Source organism: Nonomuraea sp. NPDC049637 (assembly GCF_040675235.1).
GTDB lineage: Bacteria > Actinomycetota > Actinomycetes > Streptosporangiales > Streptosporangiaceae > Nonomuraea.
Window position 1 is genome coordinate 25,482 of the sequence record NZ_JBFAOM010000041.1, and the last position, 19,463, is coordinate 44,944.

The 19,463-nt window shown below is 72.7% G+C and carries 18 protein-coding genes and 2 pseudogenes; 10 read left to right on the top strand and 10 right to left on the bottom strand.

What is annotated here, in order from left to right; translation table 11 throughout:
- Positions 1 to 26: 26 nt before the first annotated feature.
- The 4 genes from AB0J71_RS38370 to AB0J71_RS38385 all read right to left on the bottom strand — a co-directional run bounded on the left by AB0J71_RS38370 (position 27) and on the right by AB0J71_RS38385 (position 3,450).
- Positions 27 to 1,238, bottom strand: coding sequence for a Dyp-type peroxidase (locus tag AB0J71_RS38370; protein ID WP_364418990.1), 1,212 nt, complete (start codon positions 1,236 to 1,238; stop codon positions 27 to 29).
- Positions 1,238 to 1,780: a copper chaperone PCu(A)C gene (locus AB0J71_RS38375; protein ID WP_364418992.1), complete on the bottom strand. Its 543-nt coding sequence runs from the start codon at positions 1,778 to 1,780 to the stop codon at positions 1,238 to 1,240. The genes AB0J71_RS38370 and AB0J71_RS38375 overlap by 1 nt, the downstream gene beginning before the upstream one ends.
- A 153-nt stretch (positions 1,781 to 1,933) precedes the next feature.
- Complete coding sequence (locus AB0J71_RS38380; protein ID WP_352327291.1) at positions 1,934 to 2,497, bottom strand: MFS transporter; 564 nt, start codon at positions 2,495 to 2,497, stop codon at positions 1,934 to 1,936.
- Between the two features lie 239 nt (positions 2,498 to 2,736).
- Positions 2,737 to 3,450 carry a hypothetical protein gene (locus AB0J71_RS38385; protein WP_364418994.1) on the bottom strand — a complete coding sequence of 238 codons (714 nt, stop codon included), beginning with the start codon at positions 3,448 to 3,450 and terminating at the stop codon, positions 2,737 to 2,739.
- A gap of 134 nt (positions 3,451 to 3,584) precedes the next feature.
- On the opposite strand from AB0J71_RS38385, the pseudogene AB0J71_RS38390 reads away from it, so the two are divergent.
- Positions 3,585 to 3,761 (top strand): annotated as a pseudogene (locus tag AB0J71_RS38390) (ATP-binding protein); the annotation flags it as partial.
- Between the two features lie 144 nt (positions 3,762 to 3,905).
- Here the strand turns inward: AB0J71_RS38390 and AB0J71_RS38395 are convergent.
- A complete protein-coding gene (locus tag AB0J71_RS38395) occupies positions 3,906 to 4,058 on the bottom strand; it encodes a hypothetical protein (RefSeq protein ID WP_364419048.1) in 153 nt (50 codons plus the stop codon).
- Positions 4,059 to 4,089: 31 nt separating this feature from the next.
- Here AB0J71_RS38395 and AB0J71_RS38400 point away from each other — a divergent pair, with 31 nt between their 5' ends.
- The 9 genes from AB0J71_RS38400 (at position 4,090) to AB0J71_RS38440 (ending at position 14,812) form a co-directional block, all read left to right on the top strand.
- Entirely contained in the window at positions 4,090 to 4,275 is a 186-nt protein-coding gene (locus tag AB0J71_RS38400; protein WP_352324492.1) for a hypothetical protein, read from the top strand.
- A 35-nt stretch (positions 4,276 to 4,310) separates the two neighbouring features.
- The gene (locus AB0J71_RS38405) at positions 4,311 to 5,885 is read left to right on the top strand and encodes a hypothetical protein (protein ID WP_364419050.1); all 1,575 of its coding nucleotides are present in this window, start codon (positions 4,311 to 4,313) and stop codon (positions 5,883 to 5,885) included.
- Between the two features lie 63 nt (positions 5,886 to 5,948).
- Entirely contained in the window at positions 5,949 to 6,530 is a 582-nt protein-coding gene (locus AB0J71_RS38410; RefSeq protein ID WP_364418996.1) for a hypothetical protein, read from the top strand.
- Positions 6,527 to 7,867, top strand: a complete 1,341-nt coding sequence (locus tag AB0J71_RS38415) for a lanthionine synthetase C family protein (RefSeq protein ID WP_352324489.1) — start codon at positions 6,527 to 6,529, stop codon at positions 7,865 to 7,867. The genes AB0J71_RS38410 and AB0J71_RS38415 overlap by 4 nt, the downstream gene beginning before the upstream one ends.
- A complete protein-coding gene (locus AB0J71_RS38420; protein ID WP_364418998.1) occupies positions 7,864 to 10,848 on the top strand; it encodes a lantibiotic dehydratase in 2,985 nt (994 codons plus the stop codon). Before AB0J71_RS38415 ends, AB0J71_RS38420 begins: the two co-directional genes overlap by 4 nt.
- An 86-nt stretch (positions 10,849 to 10,934) precedes the next feature.
- Complete coding sequence (locus tag AB0J71_RS38425) at positions 10,935 to 12,239, top strand: MFS transporter (RefSeq protein ID WP_364419000.1); 1,305 nt, start codon at positions 10,935 to 10,937, stop codon at positions 12,237 to 12,239.
- Positions 12,240 to 12,339: 100 nt separating this feature from the next.
- On the top strand, positions 12,340 to 12,855 hold the full coding sequence (locus tag AB0J71_RS38430) for a DUF3592 domain-containing protein (protein WP_352324486.1): 516 nt from the start codon (positions 12,340 to 12,342) through the stop codon (positions 12,853 to 12,855).
- 50 nt (positions 12,856 to 12,905) lie between these two features.
- Complete coding sequence (locus tag AB0J71_RS38435) at positions 12,906 to 14,093, top strand: hypothetical protein (RefSeq protein WP_364419002.1); 1,188 nt, start codon at positions 12,906 to 12,908, stop codon at positions 14,091 to 14,093.
- 77 nt (positions 14,094 to 14,170) lie between these two features.
- Positions 14,171 to 14,812, top strand: coding sequence for a DsbA family protein (locus tag AB0J71_RS38440; RefSeq protein ID WP_352324483.1), 642 nt, complete (start codon positions 14,171 to 14,173; stop codon positions 14,810 to 14,812).
- 150 nt (positions 14,813 to 14,962) lie between these two features.
- Here the strand turns inward: AB0J71_RS38440 and AB0J71_RS38445 are convergent.
- The 5 genes and pseudogenes from AB0J71_RS38445 to AB0J71_RS38465 form a co-directional block, all read right to left on the bottom strand.
- A pseudogene (locus tag AB0J71_RS38445) lies at positions 14,963 to 15,148 on the bottom strand (DUF6624 domain-containing protein); the annotation flags it as partial.
- Positions 15,149 to 15,298: 150 nt separating this feature from the next.
- The gene (locus AB0J71_RS38450; protein WP_364419004.1) at positions 15,299 to 16,531 is read right to left on the bottom strand and encodes a cytochrome P450; all 1,233 of its coding nucleotides are present in this window, start codon (positions 16,529 to 16,531) and stop codon (positions 15,299 to 15,301) included.
- Positions 16,532 to 16,853: 322 nt separating this feature from the next.
- Positions 16,854 to 17,444, bottom strand: a complete 591-nt coding sequence (locus AB0J71_RS38455; protein WP_352324480.1) for a hypothetical protein — start codon at positions 17,442 to 17,444, stop codon at positions 16,854 to 16,856.
- Positions 17,445 to 17,689: 245 nt separating this feature from the next.
- Positions 17,690 to 18,703 carry a hemolysin family protein gene (locus tag AB0J71_RS38460; protein WP_352324479.1) on the bottom strand — a complete coding sequence of 338 codons (1,014 nt, stop codon included), beginning with the start codon at positions 18,701 to 18,703 and terminating at the stop codon, positions 17,690 to 17,692.
- Positions 18,700 to 19,386 (bottom strand): transporter associated domain-containing protein, encoded by a 687-nt coding sequence (locus AB0J71_RS38465; RefSeq protein WP_364419046.1) that lies wholly within the window; start codon positions 19,384 to 19,386, stop codon positions 18,700 to 18,702. The genes AB0J71_RS38460 and AB0J71_RS38465 overlap by 4 nt, the downstream gene beginning before the upstream one ends.
- Between the last annotated feature and the right edge of the window lie 77 nt (positions 19,387 to 19,463).

A 19,463-nucleotide genomic window follows, 5' to 3' on the forward strand; every position in this document is an offset into this window, starting at 1 on the left:
CCGCCGGGTCGGCAGGCCCCCTCGCGTCATGCCAGCAGTCCCTGCCCGATCCAGCCGCCGGGCGGGCAGCCCGGCGGGATGGCGAACACGGCGGACCCGATCGGCGTGGTCCACTCGTTGAGCAGGTCGGCCTCGGCCAGCCGGCGCTGCATGGGCAGGAACTGCGTGCCGACGTCGGCCTGGTAGGAGGCGAAGAGCAGGCCGCTGTCGGGGTGTCCGGCCGCGGTGAGCCCTTCGTCGTAGTTGTAGGGGCGACGGAAGATCCCCTTGGCCGGGTCGGCGCTGTGCGCCCGCCTGATGTGGGCGTACTCGGAGATGACCGGGAACCCCACGGGCGTCAGCTCGGCGAAGTCGGGCGGGTCGTGCTCGGCGGTCCCGGTCAGCGGGGCGCCGGTGTCCAGGCGGCGGCCGACCGTGAACTCCTTGGCGACCCGGTCGGCGGCGTCCCACGTCTCCAGTTCGACCCGGATCCGCCGCAGCACCAGCGTGGTGCCGCCGCGCAGCCAGGCGGGCGCGTCCGCGCCGGCCCACACCACCCGGTCGAAGACAGGGCTCCCGGGGACGGCGTTGGCGGTCCCGTCGAGCTGCCCCATGATGTTGTGCTGGGTCAGCCCGGACGCCTGCACCCCGGCGGCCCGCCGGAACCCGCGCTGGACCCATCGGACGCGGGTGAAGGCGCGGGCGTCCTTGATGATCATGCGGAGGGCGTGGGCCACGGTCAGCGGGTCGTCGGCGCAGATCTGCACCAGCACGTCGCCGCCGTTCCACCGGGGCTGCAGCCTGTCGATGGAGAAGCGGGGCAGCGCCTTCAGCGAGGACGGACGCGCGTCCGCCAGGCCCACCGCGTCGAACAGGCCGGGCCCGAACCCGAAGGTGACGGTCAACCGGGCGGGCAGCACCGCCAGCTCCGGTTCGGTGTCGGCCAGGGCCGGACCGCCCGCGGTCAGGCGGCGGGCGTCGTCGGTCAGCAGCCGCATCATCCGGGCCACCGCCTCCCGGCCGACGCCGCCGCGCAGGTCCAGTCCGACGAAGACGGCGTGGGCCTGCGGGACGGTGGCGATCCCGGCCTGGTGCGGGCCGTGGAAGGGCTCCACCGCCGAGCCCGTCGGAGGGGCCTGCGCCGCGGCCGGGCCCGTCGAGGCGGCCGGTGTCGCGAGCACGCCGGCCGCGGCGGCGGCGGTCGAGGCCAGCAGGCCCCGCCGGGTCAGGCGGGACCTGCTGCCGGTGTGCGCGTCCATCAGTGCTCGCCCTCACCGGGCTGGTAGTTCTCCTTGCCGCCGGCGAAGTTCTTGCCGATCGCGGTGAAGCGGAGGGTGGAACCGTCGGCGAGGGTCAGGGTGAAGGGCACCTCGGCTCCCGGCTCCACCTTCCCGGTGACGCCCATCAGCATGATGTGATCGCCACCGGGGGCCAGCGGGTGGGAACCGCGAGCAGGGACCACGAACCCGCCCTTCTTGGGGCGCATCACCATCTTGCCCCCGGAGTCCACCACTTCGTGCAGCTCGACCTTCGGAGACAGCGGCGAGGTGCCGGAGACGACCGTCAGCTCCGCGTCGGTGTTGTTGACCAGGGTGCCGAAGGCGGCGGTCATGCCCTTCCCGCCGGTCTTGATCCAGGGGTCGGTGATGGTCAGAGCGGGCGAAGGCGCGGTGGCGACGGTGGCGGCGGCGGCCGGCGACGCCGACGCGGTCGTGCCCTGGCCGCCGCAGCCGGACACGAGCACGGCCACGGCCAGCGCCGCGGCGGGAAGAAGCGGGGAACGCGAACGGAGAGAGTGCATGGTGGGCCTTTCCAGGCAGGCCTCGGCGCACGGCGGGATCTCCCACCGCGCCGGAGGCGGATCAGGCAGGGGCGCTCGACGCGGCCGCGACGTCCGCGGCCACGCGGACCCGGACGAAGCCGGGCATGACGACGTACTCCGGCACCACGGGGGTCAGCCGGAGAAAGCGATCACCTGCGTGCACGGCGGGCCACGCGTGGGCGCGGCGTGTGCCGGCACCGCCGAGCGCAGCCGCTCCGGCTCGGGCGCCGTCACCACGACGACCGGCTGGCCCAGCGGACGCGGGAGGAGTGCCAGGAGGACCCGGCACAGCCGCGCGGCCAGGCGGTGCAGCAGCCCCCACAGAGCAGCCTCGCCCCGGGCCAGCCACAGGGCGATCAGCCCGGTGGCACCGGCATGCGTGACGAGCATGCCGACGCCGGGCACCAGCCCCGAATGGCCGTGGACGAGCGCGGCGTAGGCGTCGGCGGCATGGCTGAGGGAGAACAGCACATGCAGCACCACCTGCATGCCCGCCAGCAACGGCAGGATCACCGCCAGCGTGCGCTCACGCGCCGAGGCCACGACCCCGCCCCCGAACGCCAGCAGCAGCCCACCGGCCACCACCGGCCCGGTGACCGATCCCCCGCCGAACAGGTGCGCCAGCACGCCCAGCGCCACGCAGACCACGGCGAACACCGCGGCACGGGCGAGACGGAACGGCAGGGAGGCGGTCATAACCGGCCCATCATCCCATCCCACCCCCTCGCCCTGGCATCCGCCATCGTGCCCCGCCTCCGGCACGGCGCCTGTCCACGCACGACGAACCCGACGGCCGAGGGCCCCGGGGTCGCCGGGCGGGGTGGTGGCCGAGGTCTGGAAGGTCACCTTGGCGGTCTGCCCGCGGGGGCGAGCCCGTGCCCGCTCGACGGCGGGCACGGGCTCGCCCAGCCCGATGTGTCGGCGGACGTGCCGGCTCAGCGGGCGAGCGGGAGACTGCCATGAAGGGGCACGTCTCCGCGGGACACGGCGATCGCCACCCCCAAGGTGACGGCGGCGTATCCGCAGGTCACGGTCAAACCCGCCCATGGCGGCAGCGGGTAGTAGCCCCCCAGCAGTGACGGGTCCACGTCCACATGCGCGAACGTCGGGATGCTCTGCGTGATCGCGAACCCGGCGGCCGGGGTGATCACCAGCAGCCACGGCGCCAGCCCCGCGGTCGCCAGCAGGTACGGCACGACGACCAGCACGATCACCAGCCCCGCCGCGAACCCGACCACCCCGACCACCACGGCCCTGGCCGCCAGCAGCCGCGCCGGACGCGACACGGCCGCCGGGCCGCTGCCGGCCGGTTCGCGCGGGTGTTCGGTCGGGCTGGGGCCCGTTGGTTCGGGCCGATTTCGGGTGGTGAGGAACGTGGCCGCCGCCACGAAGATCGGGATCAGCCCCACGGCCCCGCCGATCAGCAGGAGGTCGGCGCGCAGACCGCCCTCCACCGTGGCGGGCCCGATGTCGCCTCCCCCGGTCACGACGAGCTTCCCGCCGGACTCGACGACCCCGCCCGGGTGGTGCGGGGTCCTCCCGTCCGACTTCATGGAGACGCCGACGTCGTCGCGCCGCCAGGAACCGTCCGCCCCCTGCAGCTCGATCTGGTCGAAGGTGGCGGTGGCCTGGGCGAAGGCCTTCGCCATGTCCCACAGGACGCCTGGCGAGGTGACGAACAGCCCGATCTCGACCGTCTCCGGCCGTCGATGGAGTGCTCGCCTCCCGCCGCCGCCGAGCCACGGAACGCGGCATCGACCTCGTCGAACGCCTGACGCCCGCGGTGACGGCCGGGGACCCGAGACTGGTCGAGAGCCTCGTCGCCAACCTCGTCGACAACGCCGTCCGCCACAACCACCCGGACGGGCACGTGACGGTCACCACTCAGACGTCCGGCACGCAGGCGGCCCTCACGGTCGCCAACAGCGGGCCGGTCATCCCCGACGACCAGATCGAGCGCCTGTTCCACCCCTTCCAGAAACTGGCGCCCGATCGTCACGGCCGCCACGACGGCCACGGCTCGGCCTCGCCATCGTCGACGCCGTCACCCGGGCTCACCGCGCCACCCTCACCGCCGATGCCCGCCCCGAAGGCGGCTTGTCCATCACCGTGCGGTTCGCGCAGGCGTCTCGAGGGCGGCCGGCTGACGGCCGATGATGCGGGCCCGGGGGCGCGCGGTGACCGCCGGCGTCCCGGACGGAAGAAGCTTGAAGAAGCCGATGGTTCTCGCTTGCCCGACGTCGAGCAGGACCAGCATCGAGCCGATGAGCCCGATGAGGGGAGTACCAATGGGGCAGAGCATCAAGGGGCCTATGGTCCTGCGCATCACCGAGGGCGAGATCGTCGACAGCCAGCTCTCCGAGGACGATCTGAGAGCGTTGAGCGACAAGAGCGAGGGAGCCGCCGCTCTGGCCAGGGTCAGATGCCCTGTCCTGTACTGCGCCGCGATGTACGACTCCGGCCCCCTGCGCTGAGGCCTCCGGTGCACACCGCTCAGGCAAGGCGGCAGATGGAGGAGATCCTCGCCGGCGACCGCCCGTTCGGCGACTGCGACTACATCCGTCAGCGCGTCCGCCTGCACTACCGTCACCGCCTGCTCCTGCTCAAGGAGCACTCCAAGGGCGCGCATCTGCTGCTCGCCGCACAGCGGGACGCCTCCGACGACCGGCACCACCAGGTGCTGGGCGACCCGGCGGTCCGGGTGGCGACCGACACCTGGCTGAGCGCCGTGCTCGGCGGCCGTGAGCTGCCCTGGCCCGAGGAGGAGCTGGACGCCGTCCTGGAGACCGCGGCGGCGCAGAGCCCTCGCGCGGCCGTGCCGCCGCTGGCCGAGGGCGCGGCGGATCTGGTGCGGCTGCACGAGACCGGCCGGCCCTGGGTGTGGTCCGAGCCCCGGGTTGAGGTGGACCCGCTGGGAGAGTTCTTCCGCCGCGTCTTCTCCGCGAGCTTCCATGGGCTCACCCTGACGAGCCCCGAGGGCCGCGTGCGCGAGACGCTCCTGCGGGGCGCGGAGCTGCTGCACGAGCTCTGCCCCGTGCTGGCGCGGAGCGCGCTGAGCCACGTGCACCTGGTCGCCGTCGCAGGCAGGGAGTCGCCCGGCTCGGCGTCACCCGGCATCACGTCGCCCGGCTCCACGTCACCCGGGTTCGCGTCGCTCACCCATCCTCGCATCCCGGGGGTGATCTTCCTGTCGGCCGCCGTGCTGGGCGACCCGTGGCAGGCCGCCGAGTATCTTCTGCACGAGGCGATGCACGTCAAGTTCACCGACCTCGAACACACCCACTCCCTGCTGGAGGAGGGCTATGACGCGGCGGAGTCGCCGCTGATCCGTCCGCACTGGAACCGGGCCAGGCCGCAGGCGGACGCGGGCTGGCCGGTGGATCGTGCCCTCACCGTGAGCCACGTCTACACCACCTTGGCGCTGTTCCACTCCACCGTGGCCGCCAGGCACGCGGAACTGGCCGACCGGTACGGGCCGATCACCGGCGCGGATCCCGCCCGGCAGGCGAGGCGGTCCTTCGACCGGGCCCAGTACCTCCTTCACCGTCTCGGCCACCACACCGACCAGCTCGGATCAGGCGGCCGGCTCTTCCTGCGCTGGCTGGGCGGGATCAACGAGGCGTTCGACCCGTCGCCCGCGCCGGCGGGCACGTACGCGCACCTCGTGCTCGACCTGTACGAGCGTGAAGCGGACACGATCCGGCGGGCCCTGTCCCGGCCGGACGCCGGGCACGCCGACGAGGACGCCGACGAGGACGCCGCCGCCCTGCGGAGCGCCGCGAGGCAGGAGATCAGCGGTTGCCTCGCCGTCCTGGCCGCGACCGGCGAGCCGAGCGACCAGCAGGACGAACTGCAGGGCCAGGACAGGGCGCTCGCGGAGCGCGAATCCTCCGGAGCGTCGTTCCGCGACAGCGCCGAGGCGTTCCTGCGGACGAGGGATCTGGTGCTGCGGGCGCTGGGCCCGGTGCCGCCCGCCGCGTTCCTGCGCCCCGTGCCCGACCGGTCGGAGGAGACCGTCACCGAGAAGGTACGGGCGATGGTCGAGGAGTCCGGCCGCCGCCTGGGCGCCCTGCTGGAGCGCTGATCAAGGGGTCGCGGGGCCGCGTCCCCGCGACCCGGCAACCGCGGACGTCAAGGAGCGCAGGCGATGCCCGACGAGGACGAGCAGGCACCGGGGAGTGCCGGCAGACCACAGGACCCGATCGTGGAGAGGTTGCGGCCCGATCCGGCGCAGCCGCCGGCGGCCGTCCTGCGCATGACCGGCTTTCTCGGCGACAGCGACCGGCCTGGCCACCGGCGGCTGTACTTCACGCGCGGGCTCGACTACTACGCGGAGTTCCGCACCGGCGACGTCATCGACATGACCACGGTCGCCCGCCACGAGGAGCCGTTCCGGGGCGAGGAGGCCACCCAGGTGACCCTGCGCCGCGACGCGACGGTGGAGTTCACCAGAACCCGTACGGCCCGCTCCCTCGACGAGTTCGACCTCGACGTGCGGATCGGCCGGTCGGGGAGCGGTCAGTGCATCCCGGGCCTGACCGACACCCGCGAGCACGACTGCGAGGAGCCGACGGCGGCGGAGGGCGGGGACTGCGTGACGCCGGGCACCTGCCAGCCGAGCTGCGAGACCTGCGTGACCAACTGCGGATCCTGCTACGAGACCTGCGTCAGCCCCACCAACTGCGCCAGCTGCGTGACCTGCGACGCCGGGTGCGGTGAGAACCGGTGAGCGCCGTCACGTCCGGGCCACCCGTACGACGGCTGGGCACGGGGGCGCCGAGGACCGACGCCGCCTGGCAGAGCCCGCTCGGCCCCGACCGGCAGGCGGCGGCCCTCCGCGTCGCTCGCGACGTCGCCGCGCGGGTGACCGACCCGGGCCGGGTGGCGGCGGCGCTCGCCGCGTCCGTCGAACAGACCCGGTTCCCGAGATCCCTGGCCCGCAGGCCCTACGCCGTCGCGGACGGCGACGCGGGCCTCGCGCTGACCTGCGCCTACCTGGACGCGTGCCGGCCCGGCGAAGGCTGGGACGCGGTGGGCCACCAGTTCCTCACGGCGGCCGCGGCGGGCGTGGAAGCGGCGCCGGCGGGCCTGTTCGGCGGGTTGAGCGGGCTGGCGTTCGCCACCGTGTCGCTGAGCCGGGACGGGACCCGCTACCGGCGGATGCTCGCCGCGCTGGACGACGCCCTGGCGCCCCGAGCCGCGGCGATCGGCGCCCGGCTCGGCCAGACCCGCGAGCCGGGCCCGGTGAGCGCGTTCGACCTGATCTCCGGAGCCTGCGGCGTGGGCGCCCACCTGCTGCGGCACGACCCGCACGACATCCTCCCGGCGATCCTCGCCGGGCTCGTGACGCTCGCCCGGGAGCAGGAGCCGCCCGCCTGGATGACGCCCGCCCGCCTGATGGGCGACGAGACGATGTCCCGGCTGCACCCGCACGGCGCTCTGGACTGCGGTCTCGCGCACGGCATCCCAGGCCCGCTCGCCCTGCTGTCGCTCGCCCTGCGCGCGGGCGTCGAGGTGCCGGGCCAGGCGGACGCCGTCAGGCGCATCGCCGACTGGCTGGTCGCCCACCGTGCCGGGGACGACTGGCCCGCGTTCGTACCGCTGACCGGCGAGGGACGGCCCGGCCGGTCGGCCCCGTCACGGAGCGCGTGGTGCTACGGGACCCCCGGGGTCGCCCGCGCCTTGTGGCTGGCGGCCCAGGCGCTCGACGACGGCCTCCTGGGCGAGCTGGCGCTGGAGTCGATGGACGCCGTCCTGCGCCGGCCGGCCGAGCGGCGCGCGATCCCGTCGCCGACGTTCTGCCACGGGGTCAGCGGCCTGCTGCACGTCGTGCTCCGCTTCACCCGCGACACCGGCCTGTTCCGCCGGGAGGCGGCCGGGCTCGTGGACGAGCTGCTGGCCGCCTACCGGCCGGAACGGCCGCTCGGGTACGCCTCCCTGGAGCCGCAGGGCAACGCCGTGGACCGCGCCGGGGTCCTGGACGGCGCGGCGGGCGTCGTCCTGGTGCTGCTGGCCGCGGCGACGGACGTCGAACCGGCCTGGGATCGGCTCTTCCTGCTGTCATGACCCGCGCTGCCCGGAGCCTGTACACGCCGATGGACTGGGCGCTGGTGCGCGCCCCGCTGCTGCCGGTGGACGCCGCCGTGCGAGCGGGCAAGCCGGCGGAGCCGGGCCGCCTGCTGCCCGGCGCGCCGGCGGTGGTGGCGGCCATCCAGGTGGCGAGCGGCGATCTGGCCGCCGCTCTGGCGCGAACGGCGCCCGGCCATCCCAAGGCTCGGCGCATCGGCCGCAAGCTGCTGCGCTACCTCATCCGCATGAGCACCCGGCCGACCCCGTTCGGCCTCTTCGCGGGCGTCGCCCTGGCCGACTGGGGAGACTGCACCGACCTGGCCCTCGCCAAGCAGGAGCCGCGCACCCGCACCCGTCCGGACCTGGGCTGGCTCACGGACCTCGTCGCGCGCCTCGAAGCCGATCCCGAGGTGCGCGCCCGGCTGCGCCTGGTGGCCGACCCCGCCGTGCTGGTCCGCGCCGGACGGGCGTTCCCGGCGGGCGGCACGGCGTCCGTGCGGGCCACTTCGGCGGTACGGCGGGCGCTCGCCCTGGCCCGCGAGCCCGTCTCGCGTGCGGAGCTCGTCGATGCGCTGATCACGCTGCCCGGCGCCACGCCGGAGAAGGCGGACGCCTTGATCGAGGACCTGCTCCGGCAAGGGTTCCTGCACCACGACCTGCGTCCGCCGCTCACCCGCGACCCCCTCGGCCACGTCCGGGAGCGGCTCGCCGGGCATCCCGTCGCGGACGACCTCGCCGGGTTGCGGGCGGCCCTGCGGGAGTGGGACGCCCGCCCGCTCGGCGAACGGGCCCGCACGTGGCCGGGCCTGCTGGACCGGATGACCGCGATCGTGTCCCCCGCCGACCCGCGCAACCTCCTCCAGACGGACCTCGCGCTGCCGCTGTCCGGGACCGGCCTGAACAGGCGGATCGGGACGGAGGCGGCGGCCGCGGCCGAGCTGCTGCTCCGGTTGAGCCCGCACCCCGCGGGACCGCCCCGCCTCGACGCCTGCCGCCGGGCGTTCGAGCGCCGCTACGGCGTGGGCCGCGAGGTCCCGCTGCTGGAGCTGGTCGACCCGGACTTCGGGCTGGGCCGCCCCACCGACGGCGGCAACCCGGTCCACGCCCCGGCCCACGCCCCGGTCCACGCCCCGGTCCACGCGCCGGCCGCCCGGCACCGGCTGCTGACCGACCTGGCGGTGAACGCCTGCCGTGACCGGGTGACCGTCGTCGAACTCGACGACGACCTGCTGGCACGCCTCCAGACCTGGACCCCGGCGGCCGCGCCGGCCCCGCCGACCCTCGACCTCGCGGTCCTGGTGGCGGCCGCCGGCGCCGAGGCCGTGGACAAGGGCGACTTCCTGCTCGTCGTGGGCCCGAACCTGGGCGCGAACGCGGCCGGGCGCACCCTCGGACGCTTCGCCGACCTGCTCGGCCCCCCGGCGGCCACCGCGCTGGCGGAGGCGGCGCAGGCCGAATCCCGGCACGCGCCCGGCCGCCTCCTCGCCGAGGTGGTCTACACGCCGGAGCGGGCCCGTTCCGGCAACGTCGCCGTACGCCGGTGCGGGCACCGCCACGAGATCCGGCTCGGCCCTTCCACCGGCCTCGCGCCGGAGTGGGCCGTACCGGTGGACGAGCTGGTCGTGGGCCTGCGCGACGGCCTGTTCACCGTACGGTGGCCCGCCCGCGACGTGGAGGTCGTCGCCACGCAGTGCCACATGCTCAACCCGTCGCACGCGCCCCCGGCGGCCCGCTTCCTGCTGGACGCCGCCCGCGACGGCCGGTGCGTGTTCACCTCGTTCGACTGGGGGCCGGCCGCCGGTCTGCCGTTCCTGCCCCGGATCCAGCGGGGCCGCGTCGTCCTGTCCCTGGCCCGCTGGCGGGTCGATCCCGCGGCCCTGCGCGAGCCTGGCGGCCTGGCCGCCTGGCGGCGGGCGCAGGGCGTCCCGCGCCACGTGTACCTGGCCGGGGGCGACAACCGGCTGCTGCTCGACCTGGACGACCCCCACCAGGCCGGACTGCTGCGCGACGAGCCGCCGGGACGTCCCGTCACGCTGCAGGAGGCCCTGCCCCACCCGGATCACGCCTGGCTGCCGGGCCCGGAGGGAGCCCACCTCAGCGAGGTGGTGGTGCCGCTCGCGCTGAGGGAACCACCACGGACCGTCCCGCCGCGCCGCCGGACCTCCGGCGCCGTGCCTGCCGGCGCCCGCGTGCGCCCGCCCGGTAGCGACTGGCTCTACCTCAAGCTGTACGGCCCCCGCCGGTTCCAGGACGAGCTGATCGTCGACTCGCTGCGCCCCTTCGGGCAGTTCGTCACCGGAGCGGGGCTGGCCGCCGGCTGGTTCTTCCTGCGTTACGCCGATCCCGACCCGCACCTGCGCATCCGCTTCCACGGCGACCCCGCCACGCTGCTCGGCCCGCTCATACGCCACGTCTGCGCGTGGGCGGCCGACCTGATCTCCACGGGCGCGTGCGCGACCTTCGCCTTCGACACCTACGAACGCGAGATCGAGCGGTACGGCGGCCTGGACGACATGCCGGCCGCCGAGGGCGTCTTCCTCGCCGACAGCCCGGCCGTGGCCGAGCTGCTGGCCCTGTCCAGAAGCCACGGATTCCCCTACGATCCGGCCACCGTGGCCGCGCTCAGCGTCGACGACCTGCTCGACGGCCTCGGTCTGGACGTCGAGCAGCGCACGCTCTTCTACCGCGACGCCGTCTCCCTCTCACCGGACGGCGGCCGGGACCATCGCCGGCGCTCCCGCGAGCTGCGCCGGCTGCTGGGCGATCCTGGTCCGGCCGTCCCGGCACCGCACGACCGGGCCCTCACATCGGTGCTGGCCGTCCGCCGCCGGAGCCTGCCGTCCGCGCGCCCCTCCCCCGTGGTGTGCCGCAGCCATGTGCACCTGCACTGCAACCGCTTGCTCGGCACCGGTCACGAGCTCGAACACCGCGTCCTGGAGCTCCTTCGCCGCACCCGCGACGGTCTCGCCCACCGGTGACCGCTTGGACAGCTTCATCCCTGATGGATAGTTTCTCTGGGTCCCGCCCGACCTGACCCGCCCCCCGCCTGCAAGGAAGACGCGCCGTGACCGACATCGTCCCGCTGCGGAGAAACGCGCGTTTTCAGCTGCTGTGGCTCGGCAGCGCGGTCTCGGAGCTGGGATCGCAGCTCACCGCGCTCGCCATGCCGCTTCTGGTGCTGGCGCTCACCGGCTCGCCCGGGCTGGCGGGCGTCGTCGCCGGAGCTCGTACCGTCGCGTTCCTGGCGGTCCAGATGCCGGCCGGCGTCTGGGTGGACCGGTGGGACCGCCGCCGTACGCTCATCACGGCCCAGGGCCTGCAGGCGGTGGTCTCCGCGCTGCTGACGGTGTTGATCATCACCGGTCGGGTACAGGTCTGGCAGTTCGTCACACTGGCCGTGCTGGACGGGCTGTGCGTCGCGTTCATCGGGCCCGTCCAGGACACGGCGCTGCGCGGCATCGTCCCCTCAGGCCAACTGCACAGTGCGTACGCGCAGGAGGAGGCCCGCAGCCACGCGGCCGGACTGATCGGCCCTCCGCTCGGCGGCCTGCTGTACGGCCTCGGGCGGGCAGTGCCCTTCGTCGTCGACACCGCCACCTTCGTCGCCGCCACGCTCTTCTACGCTCTGGCCAAGGTGCCCCGCCGCCCGGCGGACGAGCCGCCCCCCTCCGCCCGGGACGACGGCGAGGAGCAGCGGCCGATCCGCCGCGGCATGCGCCGGGAAGCGGCCGAGGCCCTCACCTGGTTGTGGCGGCGGCACGGCCTGCGGGAGGTCACCGCAGCGGTGACGGTCCTCAACCTGCTGGGCGGGGCGTTCCTCATCCCGCTGATCGTGCTCGTCGGCGAACGCGGCGGCGACGCGCGCGTCACCGGCACGGTCCTGGCCGGTCTCGGAATCGGCGGGCTGACCGGCGCCCTGCTGTCGGGCCGCCTCAGCAGGCTCCTGCCTCCCGGAAGGCTCCTGCTGGCCGTCGTCACGGTCTTCGGCGCCGCGCTGGCGGCCACGGCACTGCCCTGGGGCGCGTGGTGGCCGATGATCCCGTTGGTGTTCATCACCTTGTCCACGCCCTCGCTGAACGTGGTGATGAACGTCGTGGTCGCACGCATGGTGCCGGAGGCGATGCTCGGCCGGATGGGCGCGGTCCTGAGCATGAGTGCGATGGCGCTCAAGCCCCTCGGGCCCGTCCTCGGCGGGGCACTGGCTGCGGCGCTGGGCGGCGCGGCGGCCCTCGTCGTGCTGGGCGGACTGCTCGTCCTGACCGCCGCCGTGGCCGCGCTCAGCCCGGAGCTGCGCCGCTTCACCGGAGAAGCCGCCGCAGCCGGAGACGACACTCCCACCGACGACAGGGCCCCGCACGCCCCTGCCTAGCCGGTGCCGGCCATGACCTCCGCTCTCGCCTTTCGCCGGCCGCGAACCATGCGCCGCTGCCGATCGTTGTCCGAGTGTTGCCGATTCCAGGGGGACCGCGGTGGAGCAAGTCTTCGAGTACCTGCCCTTACTGTTCGTGGCGTTCGGCGCCGTGATCGTGCTGGTGTCGGTCAGGGGGATCGTGCACGGCAGGCGGTTCGTCCGCGGGGCGCGGCGAGTGCCGGGCGTGATCACCGACGTGGCCACCACGTTCACCGGACGCGGCGAGCATCTCAAGGCGAGCCGGCGTCCGGTGCTGACCTTCACCACCCTGGAAGGGCGGGAGGTGACCGCCGAGTCCTGGACGGAGTCGCAGCTGGGCATCGGCAGGGAGACCGACGTCCTCTACGACCCGGACGACCCGACGAAGGCCGTGCCCGCCGGCGACGCCGGTGTCGGGGGCGGTTACGGCGGCATCGTCATCGGGCTCATCGCCGCCGCCGTCGGCCTGGCCGTCTTCGCCGCCTCCTCCGGACATCTCACCCCGTTCGGCGGCGCGGATGACGGCTGCCAGATCGAGCACACCGACGGCACCTCCGAGCCCGTCGACTGCCCGCCGGGCGTGGACGTCGAGTGACGCGTCCCACCGCTCGAACGGCAGGAAATCGAAAGGCATATGATGGACGAATGCGGCTTTGGGGACGACACCCAACCCAAAATCAGGTCATCGCCGGACATATGCAGAATTTCTTTCGCAGCCTGCGCAAAGATGAGCAACCGGAACAAGTAGCCAAAAAGTACGCGGCCTACTTCTGGGATCGGGACGCGGAAACCTTGCGGGACATACGATCCCTCACCAAGCACGAGTTCGACGTGAGCCTCGGCCTCAGAGGAACCGACCTCACCGCCATCACCAAGCGTGTCTCGCTCATTTCCGACACCCTCCTTCTTCATGACGGCACGGGCGGGGCGTATCACGAAATCGGGCAGACCGGAATCCACTGGAACGACCCGGAGAGACGTTCAGGGAACAAACCGCGACTCCCGCCCGGAACGCCCCCCGACCTGCCGGCATCGATGCTCCACATGGCAGCCGTCCGCGAGCCTCGTGAGAACTGGCGGGAGGACTACTTCGGCATCAGAACGCTCGACCTGGCACAGCTCGGCACCTGGATCCTCCAGGCACGCCCCCTCCTGCAAGCCGGGCTGACCTGGTACCTGCCCGACTACTGCCTCCGCACCCAGCAGGTGAAGAAGGGACGCCCGGTCCAAAGAAGCAGGTCGATCCGTGATGCTCGGGCCGTCGACTTCCTGCTCAGAGGGCGGCGTGCGATCGAGGCGTCAGGCGAAGAACCCGTCAAAAGCCGGCTCGTCCGACCGATCCTGGACATCAAGCTGCCCTACATCGACGGCGTCGGACTTCGGGACTTCAGCAGAATCACTGTCGAGGAGTTCGGCTCCTACGACCGTTTCCGCACCTACCTGCGCGGGAAGTTCCTCCAGCTCGACGAAGCCCAGGACGCCGTTCAGTCAGAAGTGGCCCTGACTCGGATCGGCCTGGAGATCCGGGAGCAGATTCAGGAATGCCAGGCCGAAATGGCCAGGATCCAGCGGACCAGAGCCCTTGCCGCGACCGGCGCCGTCCTCGGAACGACGGGAGCGACCCTCACCGCCGTCTACGGTCCGGCTCTGACCGCCGCGCTCGGAGTCCTGGGCGCCACCGGTGGAATATGGAGCGTGGTCCAAGCGATCAGCCAGAACAGTGTCCGGACACTCCGCGAGGGCAGGTGGTACTACATCTGGACCCTCGATCAGGCGTACGAGCAGAAACGCGCGAAGGGCGGCACTCCCCAGCGCTCGAAGAAGCGGCGTTAGGGTCCTGCCCTGCGCTGTCCTGGCGCGAACCACCGTCGCGGTGCGTGCGAGATCGGTCTGAGAGGAAGAAAGCCATCATGACGATCACGGAAGAGTCGGAGCTCGTCGAGGTCCCGTTCTGGTTCGATCCGCTGTGCCCTTGGGCGTGGGTCACCTCGCGCTGGCTGCTGGAGGTGGAGAAGGTACGGCCGGTGCACGCCGACTGGCGGCTCATGTCGCTGGCCCACCTGAACCTCGTCCAGCGCAAGGGCGAGGGGATGAGCGAGGACTACCGCAAGCAGATGGAGAACGCCTGGGGGCCGGTGCGGGTCTGCGCGGCCGCCGCCGAACACGCCGGCCGTGACGTTCTCGGCCCGTTGTACACCGCGATCGGCACCCGGTTCCACAACCAGAGACGTCGCGACGACCCCACAGTCATCACCGAAGCCCTCACAGAGGTGGGCCTGCCCGCTGGGTTGGCGGCGGCCGCCGACAGCGACGAGCTGGATCAGCTCATCAGGGACTCCCACGATGAGGCTTTCGACGAGGTGGGGCTCGATGTCGGCACTCCCGTTCTCCGCGTCGGCGGCATGGCCCTGTTCGGCCCGGTGATCAGGCGGGCGCCACGCGGTGAAGCAGCCGGCCGGCTCTGGGACGGCCTGGTCCTGGTCGCCGGGACGGAGGACTTCTTCGAGCTCAAGCGCAGCCGGGAGCGGGGCGTCCGACCGTCCTTCGACTGAGGGACGCCGCACCTGGCCGACGCCTGCTGCCGGGTTCGCGGTCCTCGGGCCGCCGCATGCGATACACCACCTGGAGGGCGGTGGCTTCCCGAGGCGCTGCTCCTGGCCCCGACCCTCCACCGGCGACCGATTCGCCTCCTGGGGCCAGGGTCATCCGTACTGCTGGCGCATGGAGCTGTCGTAGTCGGCGTGCGGCCCCAGCCCGACCTCGGCTCGCCGCTCGTCAAGCCGATCGCGATCTTCTATCGGCTGCGGCCGGAGAACGCCGTCAGGAGCGTGGTACTGCATGCCGAACACCTGCGGCCGTCCCTCACCGACACGGACCCGGTCCACGAGATAGGCGAGGTTCGCAGGCGGTGTTGTCGGCGTCCACGGCCGTCCACCGCTCCATCAGGTCATCGGGCACGGGACCGCTCCTGGGCAGGCTCAGGCGCACCTCCTGATCGCGCCTCATGCGTTCCAGCAGCTCAGCGCGGAGCTCATCGTTCATCGTGCCGCTTCTGACATGCCGGAGGTCAGCGTCACGGGCAGGCGGAGCACGTCGGTGCCGATGAAGGAGGGTAGCGGCTGGAGATCCTGCGGGCCGGTGGCCAGCCGCAGATCGGGAAAGCGCTCGAACAGGGCGGGCAGAGCGATGCGCGCCTCCAGCCGGGCCAGCGGCGCGCCCAGGCAATAGTGCATGCCGTGGCCGAAGGCCAGGTGCGCCCGGTCGTGCCGGTCGATGTCGAAGCGGTCGGGATCGGCGTTGACGGCGGGATCACGCCCGTGGGCGCCGAAGCCGATGAGGATGAGGTCGCCGGCTCGGATGACGGTCTGCCCGTCCAGGGGGATGTCGGCAGTGGCGTAGCGCATCGGCAGATGCATGACGGGCGGGCGCCGGCGCAGGGTCTCCTCGATGACGTCGTCCCAGCGTGCGGGGTCGCGGCGGGCGACAGCGAGCTGCTCGGGGTGGCTGAGCATGGCGATGACGGCATGGTCGAGCAGGGACACGGTGGTCTCGCTGCCCGCGCCGATCATCAGGAGCAGCGTGCTGACGAGCTCGTCGTCGCTGAGCTGATCGAGTCCGCTGTCCCTGGCGGCGATCAGCCGGCTGGTCATGTCGTCGCCGGGCCGGGCCCGTTTGGCCTCGATGAGACGGAGCATCGAGGCGATCATCTCCTGCTGGACGTGGATCGCCTGCCCGGCTGACAGGCTGGTGTCCACCACGGCGTCGATGGTGGCCAGCATGGCGGGCCGCTGGTCCAGCGGCACACCGAACAGGTTGCAGATGACCTGGGTGGGGATCTTGTAGGAGTAGCGGGCCCGCAGGTCCAGCACGCCTCCCGGGGCCTCGGCGGCCAGGGCGTCCAGCAACGTGGTGACGACGGCGGTGATCGGCTGCCGCATCGCCGCCACGCGGCGGGGCGTGAACGCCTTGCCGACCAGGTTCTTCAACCGCTGGTGGTCGGGGTCGTCGGTGGTGAACATGCTCTTCACGTCCACCCAGGCGGTGAGCCAGCCGATCGCGTAGGGACGGTAGCCGGGCCAGGACTTACGCGCGTCCTTGGAGACGTGGGGATGCGTCAGCAGGTGCTTGACGACGTCCCCGTCGGTCACCGACCAGGCGGTGAGGTCGCCGGGCAACCGGACGGGCACGGCCGGTCCGGCGGCTCGTAGGGAGTCGGCCTGCTCATAGACGCGGTGTCCGCTGCTGTCGAGAACCACGGGTGTGGGGGTCACGCGGGGCCTCCCGTGCGGGTGGGGGCTTCTGCGGGCTGACGGGACACGGCGAAGGGGTCGCCTTGTCGTGCGGCGAAGCCCACGCCGAGCGCTGCGAGGCGGGTGCGGAAAGACCTGGCCGGTCGGGGCCGCACTCTCCTCCCAGTTCCAGATTCCACGCCTTGTCGAAGGTCGTTTCAAGGGCCCGTCCCTGAACACCTGGCCGGGAGCAGCGCCTGCCAGGCGTGTCCGCGCCGCGGCGAAGGCCGGTCCGCGCGGAGAGCCCCCGGCCCTCTCGCGGTTCAAGGGGGCCGGGGGCTCGCGGCGGTGCCGGGGTGCGCGTTCAGGCGGAGGGGGTCGCCCTGACGTAGCTGACCTCGACGTTCAGATAGGTCCCGACGCCGTAGTCATGGCCGCGGATGGCCAGGAGGTTGCAGCGCTCCAGGTGCCTGGCGGGCAGGACGACGTTGATGGCGCCCGCGGCGCAGCCGCCGCTCCTGACGGCCTGGACGAGGCGGCCGTTGAAGTAGACCCGCGCATCGTTGTCGATCGTTCCCTGGATGCGGACCAGCCGGGCGTTGCGCGGGATGTGCACCCAGTGGCGTACCAGGATGTCGGTGTTCACCGCCCAGGGTGTCTTGACGTTGGTGGAATTGTTCCACGAGCAGATCCGGTTGGTGGTGCCGAATCCTTCTTGTCCGCTCGACCAGTCGCTGTCGTCGAAGTCCGGCTCGTAGAAACGCGGGGCGTCGGCCCCGGGCGGCACCTGGAGGTATTTCCAGTCGGTGCTGTTGTAGCCGAGGACGGTGACGACATTTTGCCGCTTTCCGGCCAGGGAGGCCGACGCCGACGCCGGCGCGGGCAGGGCCACGGCGGCCAGCAGCGAGCCGGCCGCGAGGCCGGCGGGAAGGAAACGCAGCAGTTTCTTGAACATGGCGATCTTCCTCCGTCGATTGTGCGAAATGTCGATCCTGCGGCCGCCGAAAGGGACATGTCTATCCATGTCGCAATTCTGCCGCCTAACATCCCGGCCGGAATGGGTAAATCGAATCATAATTTGAGCACACACCGACAGGTTAAGCAATGGCAAAGAAACGCCGGCGAGAGAAGCCAAGCGCATTCATCGTCAATGGGAATTTATCCGATATACCAAATAAACGCCCTTCCTTCGCGAGGTGGTCAGGCGGGCACCAGCAGGGTGGTGAGCAGGTCGTCCAAGGTGACGAGGCCGACGACCGCGCCGGCGCCGTCGCGGATCACGGCGATCTGGCTGTGGGCGGCGCGCAGCCGGGCGACCGCGTCGGCGACCGAGGTCTCCCGGGGCAGGTCCGGCACCCGGTAGGCGAGCTGGGCGGCGGTGGTGGCGGCGCCGCGCCGGCGGGCCAGGTAGGCGTCGCGCAGGTGCACGATCCCGCTCGGCTCGGCGCCGGACCACACGATCAGCCGGGTGCGCCCGGACCGGTTGCAGGCGTCGATGACGTCCTGGGCGGCGGCGGTGGCGGGGACGCCGACGATCCGCTCGGCCGGGGTGATCAGCGCGGTGATGCCCGACTGCGGCGCCTGCAGCGCCTGGCTGAGCACCACGTGGTCGTCGGGCTCGATCAGGCCGAGCCGGCGCGACTCCGCCACCAGGTGCCGGAGCTGGTCGGGGGTGCGCGCCTTGGCGCCCGCCTCGTCCGGACGGACGCGGAACAGCCGCAGCAGGCCGTTGGTGACGGCGTTCAGCGCGCTGATCAGCGGGCGGACCAGCAGGGTGAAACCGCGGAACGGCAGCGCGAGCAGGGTGGCCGAGCGCTCGGGGTGGGCGATGGCCCAGGACTTGGGCGCCATCTCGCCGAGCACCATGTGCAGGAACGTCACGACCGCCAGCGCGATGACGAACGCCACCGCGTGCGCGGCGGCCTCGGGCAGGCCGACGGCGCCGAAGAGCGGGGCGAGGGTGCCGGCGATCAGCGGTTCGGACACCACGCCGAGCCCGAGCGAGCACAGCGTGATGCCGAGCTGCGCGCCGGCCAGCATGAGCGACAGCTCCTTGATCCCGGACAGGGCGGCGGAGGCGGCCTTGCTCCCCTGCGCGGCGGCCTTCTCCAGACGGTGCCGCTTGGCGGCGACCAGGGCGAACTCGGCGGCGACGAAGAAGCCGTTGCCGATCAGCAGCAGCAGGGTGAGCGGCAGCCCGACGGACAGGTTCATGCCTGCTCCTGCGATTCGTCACGGTAGGGGGTCAGGCGCACGCGGTCGGGCACGTGCCGGTCCAGCGTCAGCACCTCGATGCGGGCGTGCGTGGGGGCACGGGGGTCGAGGGTGGCGGGCAGGCCGGCGGTGATGACGTCGCCCGGGACGGCGAAGCGGCCCAGCCGGTGCAGGACGAGCCCGGCCAGGGTGTCGTACTCGTCCTCGTCGGGCAGGTTCAGGTCCGTCTCCAGAGCGATCTCGTCGATGCGCAGGGCGGCGTCCAGTTCCCAGGCCTCGCCCTGGCGCACCGCCCGTGGCGGGTCGGCGTCGTTCTCGTCGGCGATCTCGCCGACCAGCTCCTCGGCGACGTCCTCCCAGGTGACCAGTCCGGCCAGGCCGCCGTGCTCGTCCACCACGCAGGCCACTTCCTGGCCGCGCGTGTGCATCTGGGCGACCAGGTCCGGCAGGTTGATCGAGAAGGGCACGATCAGCACGTCGTGGGCGAGGTCGGCGACACGGGTGGCGGCGGCCTGCTCGACCGGGACGGCGGCCAGGTCGCCCAGGCTGACCACGCCGATCACCTCGTCCAGGGTGGCGCCGAGCACCGGGTAGTGGGTGTGGCCGTGGGCGGCGACGAGCTCGTCCAGGTCGGGCACGATGGCCGCGCCGGTCACGGCGACCACCTCCACGCGTGGCACCATCACTTCCTCGGCGGTGTGATCGGAGAAGGCCAGGGCCCGTTCGAGCACGTCGGCGTGGCTGCCGGGCAGGTGGCCGT